We start from the raw sequence: 16,243 nt of genomic DNA, 5'->3' as shown, positions 1-16,243 counted from the left end.
AGCTCTAAATTTGCGCCTAATCAATGCCAAAGGCAAAAAACGCTTGCGATTCGTGGATATAGCCAAATATTGGACTTTTTGCGCCATTGGGGAAATAAAACACCCCAAGCCAAGCAGAATCTTGCGCGCTATCTTTACTCCTAAATAGGCTCTCCCCTGCATAATACAATCTCGCACCAGCTTCGTTACTAGCCCCTCCGCAGCCCTAGCGACTCTAAGATCTTTGCTCTAGCTTGTGGGTAGGCTTCTAGCAGGGCGCGGAGCTGATCGTAGTTGCGATTTTGCTCGCAGTTTATCTCCCAGAGATTGGGGCTCTCATCTTGGGCTATGCTAGATTCTTTAGGGTGCTCTAGCGCGTTTTTCACAAGCACCTTTGGCACATCATTTAGCACACTCATCACAAAAAACCACAAATCATCGCTATAAGGCGCGAGCGATACAATGGCGTGCGTGTTGAAAAACTCTTGGCTAAAGGGACTTGGCGGGTAAAGCACGCCTGATACGCCCACGCTTGCTAGAGCCAAATGAGGGGCGTTTTCTTTAATGATTGGGAGGTATTGGGCGGGGTCTATGTCTAGAATCTCGGCTAGAAACGCTGCGTCATAAGTCCAATTTGTGTGGATCGCGCGCGGGAATCGCGCGTAGGATTCTAGTAGGAGGCTTATGGTATTTGGGGCGTAGATTTGGTCGTCATCGATGGTGATGATGATATGCTCTGGGTAGGCTTGCAGGGCGTAAAAGAGCTTTTTATACGCGCGCAGATTTTCTTCTACGAAGTGGATACTAAGCAGCCCGAGTCTTGCAAAAATCTTTAAGATAAGCGGGAGCTTGCTTGGAGCTATCTCGCTAGAGCTAAGAAACAGGGCTATGTGGAAGTCTTTGTAGTCTTGGGTTAGGATAGAGTAGAGCGTGTGGTGGAGATAGGGGAGGCGGGCGGGGAAGGAGGTGAGAGATACTAGCACAGGCGGGGTTTGGAGCGGTTGGTTTTGGCTGGAGGATTGGGCTTTGCTTGGTTCTGGCGTTGGCTTTTTGGCTAAAAATGGCGATTGCTGCGGCGAATCTGCAGTTACGCACGCCCAAGTGCGCGCCTTTGACTCGCCTTGCAAAGCCCCATTTTTATCACAAAAATCCTGCCGCCTATCTACTTGACTACAAAACACATTGTGAGCGTTTTTGTCAAAAATCCTAGAATCCTGTGCCGAGTCGTTTAGATTCTGGGGTTTTCTGTCATTGCGAGCTTTGCTTTGCAAAGCGTGGCAATCCATAGAATCCACTGCGTTTGCACTAGAATCTAGGCTTGTGCTGTGGATCGCCACGACTTCCTTGCGGAAGTCTCGCGATGACAGGGAGTTGGCTTGTGATGGGGATTTGCTAGAATCTTGCTTTTTAGATTCTAGGATTGTAGAGATAGAATCAGGGCTTTGCTTGTTTTCTGGTGCAGAGTCGCTCGCGGTTGGATCGATCTGCTTTCTAATCTCAATTCGGGATTCTAAGATTGTAGATGAGAAAACAAGGCGTAGCCGCAGTTTCTTTAGTAAAGCAGGGTTGCGCAGGCTTTTGCGCGGAGATAAGACTTGAGTGTCTATCGCACAAGCAAAAGGCAAGCCCCCTGCTTTATCGCTACAAGCTGAATCCTTAGTTGGTTGCCCCCCCCCCTATGAGAATCTGCCTACACGCCCTTTGCACCACAAAAACCCCAATGCGCACATTTCTCTTCCCACGCGCGTAAGAAAAGCCTAGATGTGTGATAGTCTTTTGCGAGAATCCAAGCGCGAGTAATGCGCGCTTTATAGTAGATTTTATAGAACGCATTTATTCCTCTATGTAGTTTTTGAGTTTTCTGCCCACTTTTGGGTGTTTAAGCTTTTTAATCGCGCTGGATTCTATCTGGCGCACGCGCTCGCGCGTTACATTAAGCTCTTTGCCAATCTCTTCTAGCGTGCGGTCGCTCTCATCTTCTAGCAGCCCAAAGCGCATTTTAATGACAGATTGCTCTCTGTCATTGAGCTGGGAGAGCACTTCATCGATTTGGGCGCGTAGGTCTTCTTTCAAAATATGATCCATAGCACTTGGCGTGGTTTTGTCCTCCACAAAATCCCCAAACTTCCCATCATCATCGCTGCCGATAGGGGCTTCTAGGCTCACTGGCTCTTTGGTGATTTTGATGACATTTTTGACTTTATCTACACTTAGCCCCACTTCTTCAGCGATGACTTCGACATCTGGCTCTTTGCCTGTCTCTTGCAGGTGCTTGCGGATAATTTTGTGGATCCTATTGATTGTCTCTATCATGTGGATTGGGATTCTAATGGTGCGGGCTTGATCGGCAATGGCGCGAGAAATTGCCTGACGGATCCACCAAGTCGCATAGGTGGAGAATTTAAAGCCCTTTTGGTATTCAAACTTATCCACCGCTTTCATAAGCCCAATATTGCCCTCTTGGATAAGGTCTAAAAATGGCAGCCCGCGGTTGGTGTATCGTTTGGCGATACTTACCACTAAGCGGAGGTTGGATTTTGCCATTTTGGTCTTGGCTTTATCAGAGATAGATTTCCCGCGCTTGATTTGCTCTAAAATTTCTTTAAGCTTTTCTGGGTCGATATTGAAGCCACTTTCGCTTGCTTCTTTGGTTTGGAAGAGCTTTTTTAGCTCCATATAGACACTTACCATTGTTGTCTCTGGCACGGCTTGGGCGATCTCATCGCGGCTCATATTGGTGATATTGCTAAGGATTTTCTGGTGGTTTTGGACTAGGGTGTCATTAAAGAGCGGGAGCTTGTATTCTAGGCGGGCTAGCTCGCGTTCAAATCCATCGCCGTTTTTTAGGCTATTTTCCATGGCTTTGACGATTTCGTTGATAAGCTTGCTTGTAGGTCCTAGATCAAGCAGCCTAGATTTTAGCAGCTCCTTTTTATGCGCAAGTGTTAGGATAAACACAAGCTCATCGACTTCATTATCAAACTTCATATCCGCATGCGAGTCTAGCACCTTGAGCCAGTCCTTTTTGGCTTTTTCAAGGGCTTTGAAGCTCTCTAGCACCTTGTCGATTCGACGCTGGTCTTTTTTGGACACGGGGCGCTTGCCCTCTTCGCCCTCCTCCTCACTCTCCTCAATCTCATCTTCTCCATCAAAGCTCTCTCCCTCGCTATCACCATCATCATCAAAGCTCTTAAACAGCTCTTTGACGCGGCGCTCGCGGTTGATAAGCGCGTCTTTGTAGTCATAGATAAAATCGATAAGATAAGGCACAGAGCAAATGGCATCAAGGATAATATTTTCGCCAAATTCTATCTGCTTGCTTAGCTCGACTTCCTCTTCTTTAGTGAGCAAATCAATCTGCCCCATTTCGCGCAGATACATACGCACAGGGCTATCACTCCTGCTCCACTCAAGCAGCTCACGCTCTTTCATAAAGTCAAATTCTTCTTCAAGCTCTTCATCTAGGAGCTTTTTACGCTCTTCTTCTAGCTTGATTTTGTCTTGGGTGTTGAGTGTTTTGGCAAGCTCTGATGAGCTCACAAGCTCGCATTTATGCTTTTTGGCAAGCTCTAGGATTTTTTTAGCTTGCGCAGCTGTGGGGGGCTTTTTGAGCACTTGGGCGAGCGCTTCGTGGGCAATCATCTTTTGCTCAGAGGTGGTAAAAAGCTCTTCGAGTTGCTGATTGGTTGTTTTTGCGGATTTTGCAGACATTGTGTGCCTTTAGGGGTGGATTTGGGTTAGGATTTAAGAGACTATGACTAGCAAATATCGGCTGACAATAAGGATTTTTAAAGCGCGGATTGTATAATGTTTTATCTTTTGTAAATATAAAATTTAAGGAGGGTTTATGGTGTGGGGTGTGGCTATTGGGCTTGTTGCGCTGGCTTTGCTGGTGTATGGCATAAGCATTTATAATCACTTGATTTTGCTGTGCAATCGCGTGGAAAATGCTTTCGCACAAATAGAAGTGCAGCTAAAGAGACGCTATGATCTTATCCCTAATCTTATCGAAGTGGCAAAACGCTATCTCTCCCACGAGGAGCAAACGCTACTTAAAGTCGTGGAAGCGAGAAATGCCGCTAAAGCCGCCTTGCAAAAAGTGGATTCTAGCCAAGAGTCTCTACGCACGCTAGAGCAAGCAGAATCCACCCTAATGCACGCGCTCCAAGGGCTAAATATCACACTAGAAGCCTACCCAGATCTAAAAGCTAGCCAAAATATGCTCTCTCTCACCGAAGAGCTCTCCACCACGGAGAACAAAATCGCCTTTTCTCGCCAAGCCTACAACGATAGCGTAACAAACTTCAACACCTACAAGCAAAGCTTCCCTAATGTGCTTATCTCCGCAATGTTTGCGCGCTTAAAAGATGATCGCAAGACGCTAGAGTTTGAAGCGCAGCGGCTAGAGTCTGTGCCAAAAGTGCAGTTCTAAATAGAAGGGCTAGAATCTATGCGCAAAATTTATCTAGCAGGTGGGTGCTTTTGGGGGATACAGGGGTATTTTTCACGCGTGGCTGGCGTGCTAGAATCTAGCGTGGGCTATGCAAACTCACGCATAGCAAACCCTAGCTATGAGATCGTCTGCTCTGGGCGCAGTGGCGCGGTAGAAGCACTAGAGCTTTGCTATGATGAGGGGCGTTTAGGGCTTAGTGAGATTGTCGATAGGCTGCTTGCTATCATTGACCCAGCCGCGCTTAATTATCAAGCCAACGACATTGGCACGCAATACCGCAATGGTGTGTATTATCTGCAAGAGAGCGATGAAGCGGTGATACAAGAGCGCATTAAACTCTGGGAGCAGCGAAGTGGGCGCAAAGCAGTTACAGAAGTGCTACCCTTGCAAAATTTCTACCTAGCAGAGTCCTACCACCAAAACTACCTGCAATCCCACCCTCACGGCTACTGCCATATTGATATAGAAGCTAGCCTGCGGGATTTTATTTATCACTCTCTCCCTACGCCAGATACAAATCTCTAGGCTTGGCTAATCTGCTCTAGCACACTAGCCACACGCAATGTGTGGCTGCTAAGCTCTTGGCGCGCTCTGCCTGCGCCAATCTGGAGCGCAAAATCTGCGATAGAAGCCTCTAGCGCACTCATGTGAGAATCTAACACTGGATTGTGCATAGTAGGTGCGCTCATGCCATTTGCATCAATAGCTCTATCGCACAAGTCATACTCATACGGAAATATCGCGAGCTTGCCAGCTGGATTCATCTCATCATAGAGTGCGCTCGCTTTTGAACCGCTAAGAAATAGCGAGCGCACCTTGATAGGGGAGAGCCAGGAAGCATGGATAGCAATATTTGCGAAAGAGTGGGAATCGTGCTTGGGGCTGGATTCTATCCCTCCTAAGTCCCCGTAAATATCTGCAATCGCGTCAAATCCAGCGTGCTCCACCACATGGGCTTTGAAGAATCTAGCTCCCCTAAACGCATCGCCTAGCACATAATCCAAAATCGCCAAATCATGCAGCGCCAAATCCCAAACTACGCTCACATCACGCTGAAATCTCCCTAGATTTGCACGGCGAGCGCTGATGTGTAGAATCTCGCCAAGCTCATGGATATGTGCGCGTAGATATTGCACCGCAGGCGCATAGAGAAAAATATGATCACAATGCAGCACCACAGCAGAATCTGCCGCATACTGCTGGAGCTTGGCACACTGCACGCTAGAAGTAGCTAGGGGCTTTTCGACAAAGCAGTGTTTGCCAGATTCTAGGGCTTGGCATGCAAGGGAGAAATGCGTGTGTGGTGGGGTGATAAGAAATACTGCCTCCACTTCGCTATCTGCGCATACAGAATCAAAATCTGCATAGATTCTAGGGGGGGTGGCGCTCTTTGGCTGCCCTTGGCGTGTGCGCAAGCGTGCATAATCTTCTAGCGCAGCTTGTGCTTGAGCAAGATTGCTATCATAAAATCCTATGATGTCAAAGTGCGCAGGTGCTAGGGGTGTCTGTGTATAGGGGGCAAGGATTGGTGTGCTAGGTGTATGTTGGCTAGAATCTGGCTTTTCAAATTGGGCGTTTCCCTTTGGGCACAGAAGCGTTTGAAGCACATTGCGCCCCCAATATCCATACCCCACAAGCACGCATTTCATCGACAATCCCAAAATCCTCCAAATCTTTTATGCAAAGCTCTGCAATTGTGCGAGTGCTTTTCCTATGAGTATGGAGTCTTTGACTTCTGTGATTTGCACTTGGTAGAGACCTGTATCGATGGATTCTATCTCGCTCTCATTGATGAGAATCTCCCCATCAATCTCCAGCCCCCAGCGCCTATCTCTAGCGCTATAAAAATGCTCGCTTACTGAACTTTTTGACTCGATAAATGCTTCTAGCATGCTGCCTTTTAGCTTAGTGAAAGTGTCTTGGGATTTGAGCAAAGCGCGTAAAGTGTTTAGGCGTTTGTTTGTGATTTTGACCGGGACTTTCTCGCTCATAGTATGCGCGAGCGTGCCCTCCTCGCTGGAGAATGCAAACAAATTCACCCGATCAAATATCCCCCCAGCTAAAAATGCTTCAAGCTCTGCAAACTCTGCCTCGCTCTCGCCTGGGTGTCCCACGATGAAAGTCGAGCGGATAAACGCATTTGGCGCTTGGCGCATAAGAGAGAGCTGCTCTAGGACTTGGGCTTTGGTGTGATTGCGGCGCATGCGCTTTAGCATGGGATCAGCGATGTGCTGGATAGGCATGTCAAAATAGTTTTGCACGATAGGGGAGGTGATGATTGCCTCGATGAGCGTAGGGCTAGTGCTAGTGGGGTAGAGATAGTGGATTCTGGCATTTTTGGCGATGTTTTGGCGATTTAGCGCGTGGATTAGTTGTATAAGCCCATTGGTTTGCCCCATGTCTTGTAGGTAGGAGCTAGAATCCTGCGCGATAAAGCTAAAATCCACAAACCCCTGGGCGGCGAGATTTTCTACTTCTTGGAGGATAGAATCTATACTGCGGGATTGGAGCTTGCCTTTGAAACTTGGTATCGCGCAAAATGAGCAGCGCTGATTGCAGCCTTCAGCAAGCTTGATATAGGCATGGATTCTGGAGCCAGAAATCACGCGCTCATCGCGCTCGCTGGCTAGAAATACCTTATCATGGCTGGAGAGAATTTTGGCAGGATTTTTGGCTAGATTCTGGGCTGGATTTTGGAGCGCATTTGAAGTGTTGGCACTTGTGGGCGCGATAGAGAATCTAGGCAGAGAAAAGCCCTTTTGCTCTAAAAGCGCATCGATTCTCCCATAATCGCGCACACCAATAATGAGATCAATCTCTGGGATTTCTTGCTCAAGCTCGCTTGCATAGCGCTCGCTAAGGCAGCCACTCACCACCAGCAGTGCGCCAGATTTTCGCGCGTTAGCAGCTTCTAGGATAGTTTGGATACTCTCTTGTTTGGCAGCTTGGATAAAGCCACAGGTGTTGATAATAATAACATCAGCTTGCGTGATAGAATCCACCAGCTCGCATAGCCGCAATCGCCCGAGCATAACCTCACTATCAACGAGATTTTTCGTGCAGCCTAGCGAGATTAAATGGAGTTTGGGACGCATGAATTTATGCTCCTTTTTCTATCCCATAAAACGCACGCAAAAACACTGCCCCGCCCCTGCCATCAAAACTGCGCAAATTCAGCTTGGCTAAACTTAGCTCAAGCGCATTGATAACAAAGCTTGCCTCATAGGCTTGGATAAGCCCCATGTGGTTAATGCGGAAAATACTATCCTTGATATGATCTTGCCCGGCTGCGACATTCACGCCAAAGCCTTTCATCGCCTTGCGGATACTTGCAGATTCTGCATGCGCTATGGCACTCATGGCAAGTGCTGGGGATTTGGGATAGAGAGAGAGACTAAGCGCGGCTAGGGCTTCTCGCGTGGCAAGTGCCAGGGCTCTAGTATGGGCATAGGCGGCTTGAAACCCATGCTCTAAGCGCTTTTCATCTAGTGGCGCACTTGGAGTAAGTAGAGCGGATTCTAGTGGAGAATCTGCAAGCGCTTGGATAATTTCAAAATACCGCACAAGCCCTATGATAAGTGTCGTGGGAGCAGTCCATGCGGTGGTATTCTTGCGCTGATTTTTAAGCTCCTGGGCGAAGCTAAAATATAGTCCAACTCTCCATGGGGCTGATCGCTCTATGCGCCCTAGTGCCATTTGTGAAAGCCCTACGATACTCATGCCAGGTGGAAGCATGCAGGCTTTTTGACTCCCGCCAATGAGCACATCGATGTGTGTCGTGTCAATTGGCTCTACTCCCATGGCTGTGATTGCATCGGCGATGATGATGATATCGGGGTTGAGTGTTTTTGCTTCACGCGCGATAGATTCTACATCTAGTCGCAGCCCCCCGGCAGATTCACACACTTGTAGCGCGATTGTATCGATACTTTCATCAGCGCGCAGTGCTTCTAGAATCTCTTGCGCGCTCACAGGTGTATCCCACTCACGCGCGATTTCTGTGTGGGGGATAGCATGAGCCTGCGCGATTTTGCCCCAGCGCTGACCAAATTTCCCACAACTTATGCTAAGGAGCTTGGATTTACATAACTGCGTAAGTGCGGCTTCCATAGCACCTGTCCCAGAGCTAGCAAGCATAAGCACCTCTGGCATACCAAGCATGACCTTTAGCCCTAGCCGAGCTTGGGCAAAAATACTCTCAAACTCTGGTGTTCTGTGGTGGAGTGTGGGGGTAGCCATGGATTGACGGATAGATTCTGGGGTTGGTGTGGGTCCAGGTGTGAAAAGTAGCATGGAGAATCCTTAGTAAGCGTTTGGCACTGGATTAGTTTGTGAGTCTAGTTTGACTTTGATGAAGCTGGCATTATAACATTTATTTAAGGGCATAGCGATATAATGCCGCTTAGCCAACACCACATAGACACCCCTAATCCCAAGGATATGTAATGAAAAAAGCACTGCTTAGTGTGAGTGATAAATCAGGTATCGTAGAGTTTGCGCGCGAGCTTGTTGCGCTTGGGTTTGAAATCCTTTCTACCGGAGGCACGCTAAAAGTCCTGTGCCAAGCCAAAATCCCCGCTACGGAAGTAAGCCAATATACTCAAAGCCCAGAGCTATTTGGCGGTCGAGTCAAAACGCTTCACCCCAAAATCCACGGCGGAATCCTCTATCGCAGGGAAAATCCACAAGATATTGCTGATGCTAAAACACATGGAATTGATCCTATCTCACTTGTGTGTGTGAATCTCTATCCATTCTATGAGACTACCCAGCGCACCGATGACTTTAGCGAAATTATTGAAAACATCGACATCGGCGGACCTAGCATGGTGCGTGCTGCGGCTAAAGCCTATGAAAATGTGCTTATCATCACAGACCCAAGCGACTATACACTAGCCATAGAGGCGCTAAAATCTAACCAAAACACTCTTGAGCTGCGAAGAAGCATGATGATAAAAGCATTTAGCCACACTGCCCATTATGATGCGACAATCGCTAATTACATGAATGAGCGATTCTCTGGTGGGTTTGGTGAGAGGGTGTTTATCAGTGGGAAAAAAATCTTACAAACGCGCTATGGTGAGAATCCCCACCAGCAAGGCGCACTCTATGGATTTGGGGAGTTTTGGGAGCAGGGCTTTAGGGTGCTAAAAGGCGAGCCAAGCTTCAATAACCTAACAGACATCAATAGCGCAATCGCGCTTGCTTCAAGCTTTGGCGCGCAAAAAGCAGTGAGTATCATCAAGCATGGAAATCCTTGTGGCTTTGCGATTAAAGACACGCTACTAGAATCCTACCGCGCTGCACTTGCATGCGATAGTCTAAGTGCGTATGGTGGTGTGGTGGCGGTTAATGGCGTGGTCGATGAAGAGCTGGCAAATGAAATGAGCAAGACATTTATCGAAGTGCTTGTCGCAAGTGAAATCACCCAGCAAGCTCAAGCAATCTTTGCTAGCAAAAAGCGCATGAAACTTTTTAGCATAAATGCACTAGGTGCAGAATCTAGCAAATCAAAAGCGCAGAGTTTAGATTCTATCCCAGAATCTAAACGCCAAGATTCTAGTGCGATCGCTCTGCCTTATGATCGATACGACTTCAAGCATATTGGCGGAGGGTTTGTCTATCAGCAAAGCGATGTCATCACGCGTGAGGAGTTAGCAAATGCTACATGCAAAACCGCGCGCCAAGCGAGTCCAGAGCTACTGCAGGATTTGCATATCGCCTATGTCATCGTCGCGCTGACAAAATCCAACTGCGTAGCCTATGTCAAAGATGGCGCGCTCATCGCCATAGGTATGGGTATGACAAGTCGAGTAGATGCCTCCCGCGCTGCGCTTGCCAAAGCCAAAGACATGGGGCTAGAGACTAGAGGCTGTGTGCTAGCGAGCGAAGCGTTCTTTCCGTTCCGCGATAGCATTGATCTAGCAGCTCAAGCAGGCGTGCGTGCGATCATTGAGCCGGGCGGAAGCCTACGAGATGATGAGGTTATCGCCGCAGCAGATGAGCATGATATCGCGCTGTATTTCACAGGCGTGCGTCATTTCTTGCATTAAGAGATTTGGGATAACGCGCAATGCGATTTGGACTAGTCTGCATAATGACGACGCTTTTAGTGTGGGTTGTGCAGGCAAAACCCAAAGATTCTACAAAAGAGCCAATACAAAATCCAACCCAAATTTCCATAGATACTCGACATTTAACAGATGGCGAACAAACTCCAGAGAATGGGGATTTTACCGCTTGCGATGATCTTTGTCAGGCGATCACTAAGCGCACGATTGTCAGCAAGGACAAAAGCGCAAAATATTTTGGTGTGGGTGTGGGGGCAAGCTTGCTTAATAGCTCCAAAAGCGGGAATTTCAATATCAATAACAATGTTCAAAGCCCCTATACAAATCCTATCATCATTCCTTCTTTTGGTGTGCGAATGGGCGCGATAAGCTTTTTTAATCGCTATGTGGGTGTGCGTGGGTTTTTTGGCTTTGATATGGGGTTTGGCGCACATTCTGGAATGCTTACGATGATTTCTGCTGGAGTAGATGCAATTGCAGAATTTCCATTATCTCGGCGCAGACAGGTATTTTTTGGTGGGATTTTGGGCATGGGTGCAGATGCGTATCTCTATTTTGACAAAAAAGACTACAATCACTGGGGCGCGATGAAAAAGGCGGGCGAAGTCTTTATGCAAGTTGGCTTCACAACTATGCTTGGTATTCATAATCGTGTCAATCTCGTATATCGATTTCTGCCTGCGCGTAGGGCGTCGTATTTCAGTCCCACAGGCGTCGTATCATTGGAATATAATTTTCTGTTCTAGCTTCCTCTCTTAAGCTACTAAACAAAAGATAGTAGGAAGCAGCGCGTGTAAAATCTAAGATTTTTTGGGTGTTTTGCAGGTAACTTTACAGAGCAGAAAGATCCAGCGCACAACCCCATAGAGTGCATATCCACTCATAAATGCGCATAGCACCTCGACATAGAGTTTAGAGCTGATAATCACTGCAATAGCAATAAGTGCGATGACAAAGATTTTTAGATTCCACGCGATTTTTTTAAAACTAGGGTAGCGGATATTGCTCACCATAAGGATACTAACCACAAAAGCGACAATAAGCAGCGCATAGCCATAATGAGGGGAGAGAAGATTATAGCGCAGATCTACTAGAATCCACAGCACCACAATCACCGCCGCAGATGGTATAGGCAGCCCGATGAAAGTATTTGGCTCGGCATTTGAAGTTGTAATATTAAATCGCGCCAAGCGTATCGCGCCAAAGATGACAAATAGCGCGCAGACAAACACACGATACAGCCCATAAATCCCCTCAAGCCCATAATTTGCCCCTGTTGTTGGCAGATAATAATACACAAGCATAGCAGGTGCGACACCAAATGCCACAATATCAGCCAAAGAGTCAAACTCCACGCCAAATTTACTTTGGGTATTTGTAAGCCGCGCCACGCGCCCATCAAGTCCATCAAAAATCATAGACACCACGATGAGCCACGCCGCTTGCTCAAACAGCGAGTTAGAGGCAAGCATAATGCTCACAATACCGCAAAATATGCTCCCAGCAGTGAAAAAATTAGGCAGAGCATACAAGGGATTGATATTCATTTGGTATATCCTAGCACGCTTGAGCCACCTTTAATTCTATCGCCAATGTGGGCGCGGATTTCCACAGAATCTGGCAGCTCAAGAGTGAGCGTGCCTACTTTCATAAACCCCATACGCTCACCTATATTAAAGTTAATGGGCGCATAAAATCTACTCTGTTTAAACACGCTTGGATAGAGCGAAATCGCATAAGTTAGCTTGCCTGTAATTTGGGCACGGAGGGTTTGGTTTAGCTGGTTTTTGAGAGGAGAGAAATATGCCACTAGCCCTTCCTTCCTCTCTAGCGCTATAGATTCTACTTCTCTAGGGGCACGCACCAACCCAACATCGAAAAATGACACATCTATGCTCACACGCACATGCTTTTTGTCCCGTTCGATATTGCTCACACGCCCATCAATTGGAGCCAGGATCACATCTTCCCCGCGATCAAGCGGCACGCGCTCTGGATTTCTAAATGCCCATAGCCAAGCAGCTAGCAGCACAACACCAAGCAAAAACCCTAGAGAAAAATCAACCACGCGACAAAACACAATCCATACAACAAACCACACAATGCCCCAAAACGACTCTTTTGTGATGATTTGGATACTATTCATCTATGCTTCCTCCTCTTCTTGCTCCTTTATGATGCGTGAAGGCATATTGTTTTCCTGCTCATACGCCTCGATAATCTCACGCACTTTCTCACCATCAATGACTTCTTTATCAAAAAGCTCTTTTACCATAGATTCTATCGCGCCATTGTAGTCTTGCAGTAGCTGTTTGACAGCCTTAAACCGCTCATCAAGCGTTTTTCGCACAAATACATCTACATATTCAGCCGTTTTCTCGCTAAACTCCCTAGCACTTCCAATCCCCCCGCCTAAAAACGCATTGCGCTGCTTCTCTAGCACCATAAGCCCATTTTCATCAGTCATTCCATAGTAGCTAATCATCGCCTTAAGTATATCAGTAGCGCGTTCTAAGTCATTGCTAGCTCCGGTAGAAATCTCGCCTAAAAATACATCTTCAGCCGCCCTACCGCCAAGCAGCACATCGACTTCTGCAAGCAGCTCGTGCTTTTGCATAAGATATTTATTTTCTTCTGGGGTGTTGAGCGTATAGCCAAGAGCTGCCATACCGCGTGGAATAATGGAAACCTTATTGACTTTAGAAGCACCCTTTGTCATCTCCGCTACTAGCGCGTGTCCACTCTCGTGGTAGGCGACAATCTTTTTCTCCTTGGGGGAGATTCTGCGCGATTTTTTCTCTAGCCCAGCGATCCCTCGCTCCACGGCTTCTTTAAGATTGGCTTGGGAGACTTGCTTTTGATTATTGCGCCCTGCTAGCAAGGCGGCTTCATTGATGATATTTGCTAAATCTGCTCCAGCTAGCCCAGCTGTAAGCTTGGCAATTTCTTCTAAATCCACATCACGCGCTAATTTGACAGATTTAATATGCACCTTAAGAATCTGCACACGCCCATTGAAATCTGGCTTATCCACAAGCACCTGCCTATCAAATCGCCCCGGACGCAGCAAAGCAGGGTCTAGCACTTCAGGGCGGTTTGTCGCTGCTAGCACGATCACAGGGGCATTTTCACTGCCAAAGCCATCCATCTCTGCTAAAAGCTGATTAAGTGTCTGCTCTCTTTCATCATTGCCGCTAATCATTCCCCCAGCAGCACGAGACTTCCCTATAGCATCAATCTCATCGATAAAGATAATGCTAGGGGCTTCTTTCTTTGCCATTTCAAACAAATCGCGCACACGACTCGCCCCAAGCCCCACAAACATCTCTATAAAGCTACTTCCACTCATAGAAAAAAACGGCACATTCGCTTCCCCAGCCACAGCTTTAGCCAAAAGTGTTTTCCCCGTGCCCGGAGGTCCTACAAGTAGCACGCCTTTGGGGATTTTCGCGCCCACAGCAGCGTAGCGGTCAGGGTATTTGAGAAAATCTACAATTTCTACAACCTCTTCTTTAGCCTCTTCATTTCCTGCCATATCATCAAACTTGACATTGGGCTTCTCGGCATTAACGAGTTTTTTAGAGCTACCCATACCAAAGATCCCCCCGCCCATACTCTTTTGCATTCTGCTTGCAAGAAACATCCACAAGCCCAAAAACACAAAAATAGGCAGCAGCCAGCCAAGCGTCTCAGTAAAAAAATTCGACTCACTAAAGCCGCCATAGCTGATTTTATGCTCCTCTAGCAGTGGCACAAGTGAAAGGTCTGCGACTTTGCGCGCGACATACACGACTTTCGCCCCACTTGCATCAATCCCACTTGCCTTGATGATACTCTGCCCAATGCTGACATTTTGGACCTGCTTTGTGGCGATGAGCTGCTTTAGCTCGTAGTATTCGATGTTTTTATTCGCACCACCACCAAATGCTCCGCCAAGCCCAGAATCCAAACTAGTGAGCTTGACCACAAGCATAGCTACAATCGCAAACACCACAAAAAGCAGGATAGGATTTTGCTTTGGTTTTTTATCGTTGGAATTTTCGTTCATTATGTCCTCTTCTATGTGTGCTAAATTTCTGTATGGCGCACATTATAGTATATTTGTGTAATTTATGGAATGCGCGCAAGCTTGAGGCTCACCCACTCATCTTTGTGGTGCTGCTCAAGCATGCGCATATCGCCAAATATCTGCAAAATCCACGCAAGCTTAGATTCTAGTATCCCAGAGAGTAGCAGTATGCCATTGGGCTTAAGCACATGGAACAAATCATGATGCATACAAGCAAGCACATCAGCCACGATATTGGCGCAGACAAGGTCGTAGGCAATGGGGGATTCTGGGGTATGAGGCTTTATGATATTAGAGTCTAGAGGGGATTGAGACATGGAGGTAGAATCTAAGCTGGCAGATTCTTGAGATTTTGGGCGTGAATCGATGGAGCCATGCCAAATTTTATGCAGGGGCGCGGCATTTTGGGCAAAATTTTTACGCGTCTCTATCACTGCAAGCTCATCGACATCGCAAGCTTCTACAATTCCTCCCTGCTTGTTTATAATAATCCCCAAAATCCCGCTTCCGCAGCCCACATCTAGGCAATGCTTCCCGCGCAAATCCATGTGTGAGAGCATTTCTATACACATAAAAGTGCTAGCATGGTGTCCAGAGCCAAAGGCAAGCGCTGGGTTTATGATGATTTCATGCTTAGGGTGAAAATCGCGGCAAGAGGCTAAGGCAGGAGAATCTAGCGCGCTAGATTCTGGGGCGCACTGCAGCGTCTCTAGTGGAGGGTGCCAGGAAGCGCGGATATAGTAGTTCGCGCACTCTAATGGGCTAATACTCTGCTGGTAGAGGGCAATCCAGTCTTCATTGCGCTTGGTTTCTATGCGATAGGCAAATCCCACGGGTGTATCCAGACGCTGAGAAAGCGTGTGTGCCAGAGATTCTAGGGCTTGGATTAGATTCTGGGAAGAGATGGAGTAAGAATCCCGGACACCAGAATCTAGGGCAGGCTTCGTGGATTCTATGCTTGCAGTGGATTTCGCTTCTCCAGAATCTAGCTTGGATTCTAGGGCGTAAGCATACAATGGCGTCTCTAGCGGATCGTGCATGGAGCGGATAATGATTGCTTGGGCTGGGGATACTAAAGCTAAATGTTCTCTGGGATAGTATTTAAACTGCGCAAGACTCTCCCCGCTCTCATGCAGTATGGTTTCCTCTACTGCACCTTGTGTGTGTTCAAGTAGAAAATCGATAAAAATCTCGTAGCAGCAGCTTGGGATAATCGTCGTCTCTGTATAGGTAGATTTATGGAGGTCTTGAGAGATTTGCTGCATGAAAGTGCGAGAAGTGTGCTAGTCATTTACTCCAAGCACGACTTCAAGCTTTTCTTTTAGGACTTGGGGGGTAAATGGCTTGACGATGTAGTTATTCACGCCAGCTTTAAGCGCGGTAATAACCTCGGCTTTTCCGCCTTCGGTGGTTACCATGATGATTGGAATTTCTTTGTAACGATCATCTGCACGCACTTTTTTGACGAGATCCAGACCATTCATTTCAGGCATATTCCAGTCAGTGATGAGCACGCCGATACCTTCTTTTGTATCCATGATATCCCACGCCTCTACACCATGCTCGGCTTCTAGGATATCTTCGTATCCCAATCTCTGCAAGGTGTTTTTAATGATTCTGCGCATAGTTGAACTATCATCAACAACCAACAATTTCAAGGCTTACTCCTTA

At 47.2% G+C, this 16,243-nt stretch carries 15 protein-coding genes; 4 read left to right on the top strand and 11 right to left on the bottom strand.

From position 1 onward, the window contains the following. Positions 1-188: 188 nt before the first annotated feature. From Q0171_RS00905 to rpoD, 3 genes are read right to left on the bottom strand one after another with little or no spacing between them, the layout of a single operon-like run. Positions 189-1,604, bottom strand: a complete 1,416-nt coding sequence (locus Q0171_RS00905) for a hypothetical protein (RefSeq protein ID WP_299325723.1) — start codon at positions 1,602-1,604, stop codon at positions 189-191. A 31-nt stretch (positions 1,605-1,635) separates the two neighbouring features. Further along, the gene (locus Q0171_RS00900) at positions 1,636-1,812 is read right to left on the bottom strand and encodes a hypothetical protein (protein ID WP_299325721.1); all 177 of its coding nucleotides are present in this window, start codon (positions 1,810-1,812) and stop codon (positions 1,636-1,638) included. Beyond that, entirely contained in the window at positions 1,813-3,690 is a 1,878-nt protein-coding gene (rpoD, locus tag Q0171_RS00895; protein WP_299325719.1) for an RNA polymerase sigma factor RpoD, read from the bottom strand. Between the two features lie 136 nt (positions 3,691-3,826). On the opposite strand from rpoD, the gene Q0171_RS00890 reads away from it, so the two are divergent. Together Q0171_RS00890 and msrA are read left to right on the top strand one after the other, a co-directional pair. Next, positions 3,827-4,411 carry a LemA family protein gene (locus Q0171_RS00890; RefSeq protein WP_150336926.1) on the top strand — a complete coding sequence of 195 codons (585 nt, stop codon included), beginning with the start codon at positions 3,827-3,829 and terminating at the stop codon, positions 4,409-4,411. A gap of 18 nt (positions 4,412-4,429) precedes the next feature. Beyond that, positions 4,430-4,957: a peptide-methionine (S)-S-oxide reductase MsrA gene (gene msrA / locus Q0171_RS00885; protein WP_299325714.1), complete on the top strand. Its 528-nt coding sequence runs from the start codon at positions 4,430-4,432 to the stop codon at positions 4,955-4,957. Here the strand turns inward: msrA and Q0171_RS00880 are convergent. From Q0171_RS00880 to Q0171_RS00870, 3 genes are read right to left on the bottom strand one after another with little or no spacing between them, the layout of a single operon-like run. Continuing rightward, on the bottom strand, positions 4,954-6,081 hold the full coding sequence (locus Q0171_RS00880; protein ID WP_299325712.1) for a Gfo/Idh/MocA family oxidoreductase: 1,128 nt from the start codon (positions 6,079-6,081) through the stop codon (positions 4,954-4,956). The genes msrA and Q0171_RS00880 overlap by 4 nt on opposite strands. A gap of 27 nt (positions 6,082-6,108) precedes the next feature. Beyond that, positions 6,109-7,527 (bottom strand): 30S ribosomal protein S12 methylthiotransferase RimO, encoded by a 1,419-nt coding sequence (gene rimO / locus Q0171_RS00875; RefSeq protein WP_299325710.1) that lies wholly within the window; start codon positions 7,525-7,527, stop codon positions 6,109-6,111. Positions 7,528-7,531: 4 nt separating this feature from the next. Next, the gene (locus tag Q0171_RS00870; protein WP_299325708.1) at positions 7,532-8,725 is read right to left on the bottom strand and encodes an aminotransferase class V-fold PLP-dependent enzyme; all 1,194 of its coding nucleotides are present in this window, start codon (positions 8,723-8,725) and stop codon (positions 7,532-7,534) included. Positions 8,726-8,877: 152 nt separating this feature from the next. Between Q0171_RS00870 and purH the strand changes: the two genes are divergently transcribed. After that, a complete protein-coding gene (gene purH / locus Q0171_RS00865) occupies positions 8,878-10,485 on the top strand; it encodes a bifunctional phosphoribosylaminoimidazolecarboxamide formyltransferase/IMP cyclohydrolase (RefSeq protein ID WP_299325706.1) in 1,608 nt (535 codons plus the stop codon). 20 nt (positions 10,486-10,505) lie between these two features. Then, positions 10,506-11,249, top strand: a complete 744-nt coding sequence (locus tag Q0171_RS00860; RefSeq protein WP_299325704.1) for a hypothetical protein — start codon at positions 10,506-10,508, stop codon at positions 11,247-11,249. A gap of 54 nt (positions 11,250-11,303) precedes the next feature. On the opposite strand, the gene pssA is transcribed toward Q0171_RS00860, so the two are convergent. From pssA to Q0171_RS00835, 5 genes are all read right to left on the bottom strand, one after another. Further along, positions 11,304-12,050, bottom strand: a complete 747-nt coding sequence (gene pssA, locus Q0171_RS00855; RefSeq protein ID WP_299325702.1) for a CDP-diacylglycerol--serine O-phosphatidyltransferase — start codon at positions 12,048-12,050, stop codon at positions 11,304-11,306. Next, complete coding sequence (locus tag Q0171_RS00850) at positions 12,047-12,649, bottom strand: phosphatidylserine decarboxylase (protein ID WP_299325701.1); 603 nt, start codon at positions 12,647-12,649, stop codon at positions 12,047-12,049. The genes pssA and Q0171_RS00850 overlap by 4 nt, the downstream gene beginning before the upstream one ends. After that, entirely contained in the window at positions 12,650-14,551 is a 1,902-nt protein-coding gene (ftsH, locus tag Q0171_RS00845) for an ATP-dependent zinc metalloprotease FtsH (RefSeq protein WP_299325699.1), read from the bottom strand. It abuts the gene before it with no gap. A 62-nt stretch (positions 14,552-14,613) separates the two neighbouring features. Next, a complete protein-coding gene (locus Q0171_RS00840) occupies positions 14,614-15,837 on the bottom strand; it encodes a 50S ribosomal protein L11 methyltransferase (RefSeq protein WP_299325697.1) in 1,224 nt (407 codons plus the stop codon). 18 nt (positions 15,838-15,855) lie between these two features. After that, on the bottom strand, positions 15,856-16,230 hold the full coding sequence (locus Q0171_RS00835; RefSeq protein WP_115011311.1) for a chemotaxis response regulator CheY: 375 nt from the start codon (positions 16,228-16,230) through the stop codon (positions 15,856-15,858). Positions 16,231-16,243: the final 13 nt, after the last annotated feature.

Source organism: uncultured Helicobacter sp. (genome assembly GCF_937906905.1).
Lineage (GTDB): Bacteria > Campylobacterota > Campylobacteria > Campylobacterales > Helicobacteraceae > Helicobacter_B.
This window is presented reverse-complemented; position numbering and strand designations above follow the sequence as displayed.

Bases quoted from the DNA above. Each gene is read 5' to 3' on its own strand.
- Q0171_RS00900 (WP_299325721.1), bottom strand. From the start codon at position 1,812: ATGCGTTCTATAAAATCTACTATAAAGCGCGCATTACTCGCGCTTGGA.
- rpoD (WP_299325719.1), bottom strand. From the start codon at position 3,690: ATGTCTGCAAAATCCGCAAAAACAACCAATCAGCAACTCGAAGAGCTT.
- Q0171_RS00890 (WP_150336926.1), top strand. From the start codon at position 3,827: ATGGTGTGGGGTGTGGCTATTGGGCTTGTTGCGCTGGCTTTGCTGGTG.
- msrA (WP_299325714.1), top strand. From the start codon at position 4,430: ATGCGCAAAATTTATCTAGCAGGTGGGTGCTTTTGGGGGATACAGGGG.
- Q0171_RS00880 (WP_299325712.1), bottom strand. From the start codon at position 6,081: ATGAAATGCGTGCTTGTGGGGTATGGATATTGGGGGCGCAATGTGCTT.
- rimO (WP_299325710.1), bottom strand. From the start codon at position 7,527: ATGCGTCCCAAACTCCATTTAATCTCGCTAGGCTGCACGAAAAATCTC.
- Q0171_RS00870 (WP_299325708.1), bottom strand. From the start codon at position 8,725: ATGCTACTTTTCACACCTGGACCCACACCAACCCCAGAATCTATCCGT.
- purH (WP_299325706.1), top strand. From the start codon at position 8,878: ATGAAAAAAGCACTGCTTAGTGTGAGTGATAAATCAGGTATCGTAGAG.
- Q0171_RS00860 (WP_299325704.1), top strand. From the start codon at position 10,506: ATGCGATTTGGACTAGTCTGCATAATGACGACGCTTTTAGTGTGGGTT.
- pssA (WP_299325702.1), bottom strand. From the start codon at position 12,050: ATGAATATCAATCCCTTGTATGCTCTGCCTAATTTTTTCACTGCTGGG.
- Q0171_RS00850 (WP_299325701.1), bottom strand. From the start codon at position 12,649: ATGAATAGTATCCAAATCATCACAAAAGAGTCGTTTTGGGGCATTGTG.
- ftsH (WP_299325699.1), bottom strand. From the start codon at position 14,551: ATGAACGAAAATTCCAACGATAAAAAACCAAAGCAAAATCCTATCCTG.
- Q0171_RS00840 (WP_299325697.1), bottom strand. From the start codon at position 15,837: ATGCAGCAAATCTCTCAAGACCTCCATAAATCTACCTATACAGAGACG.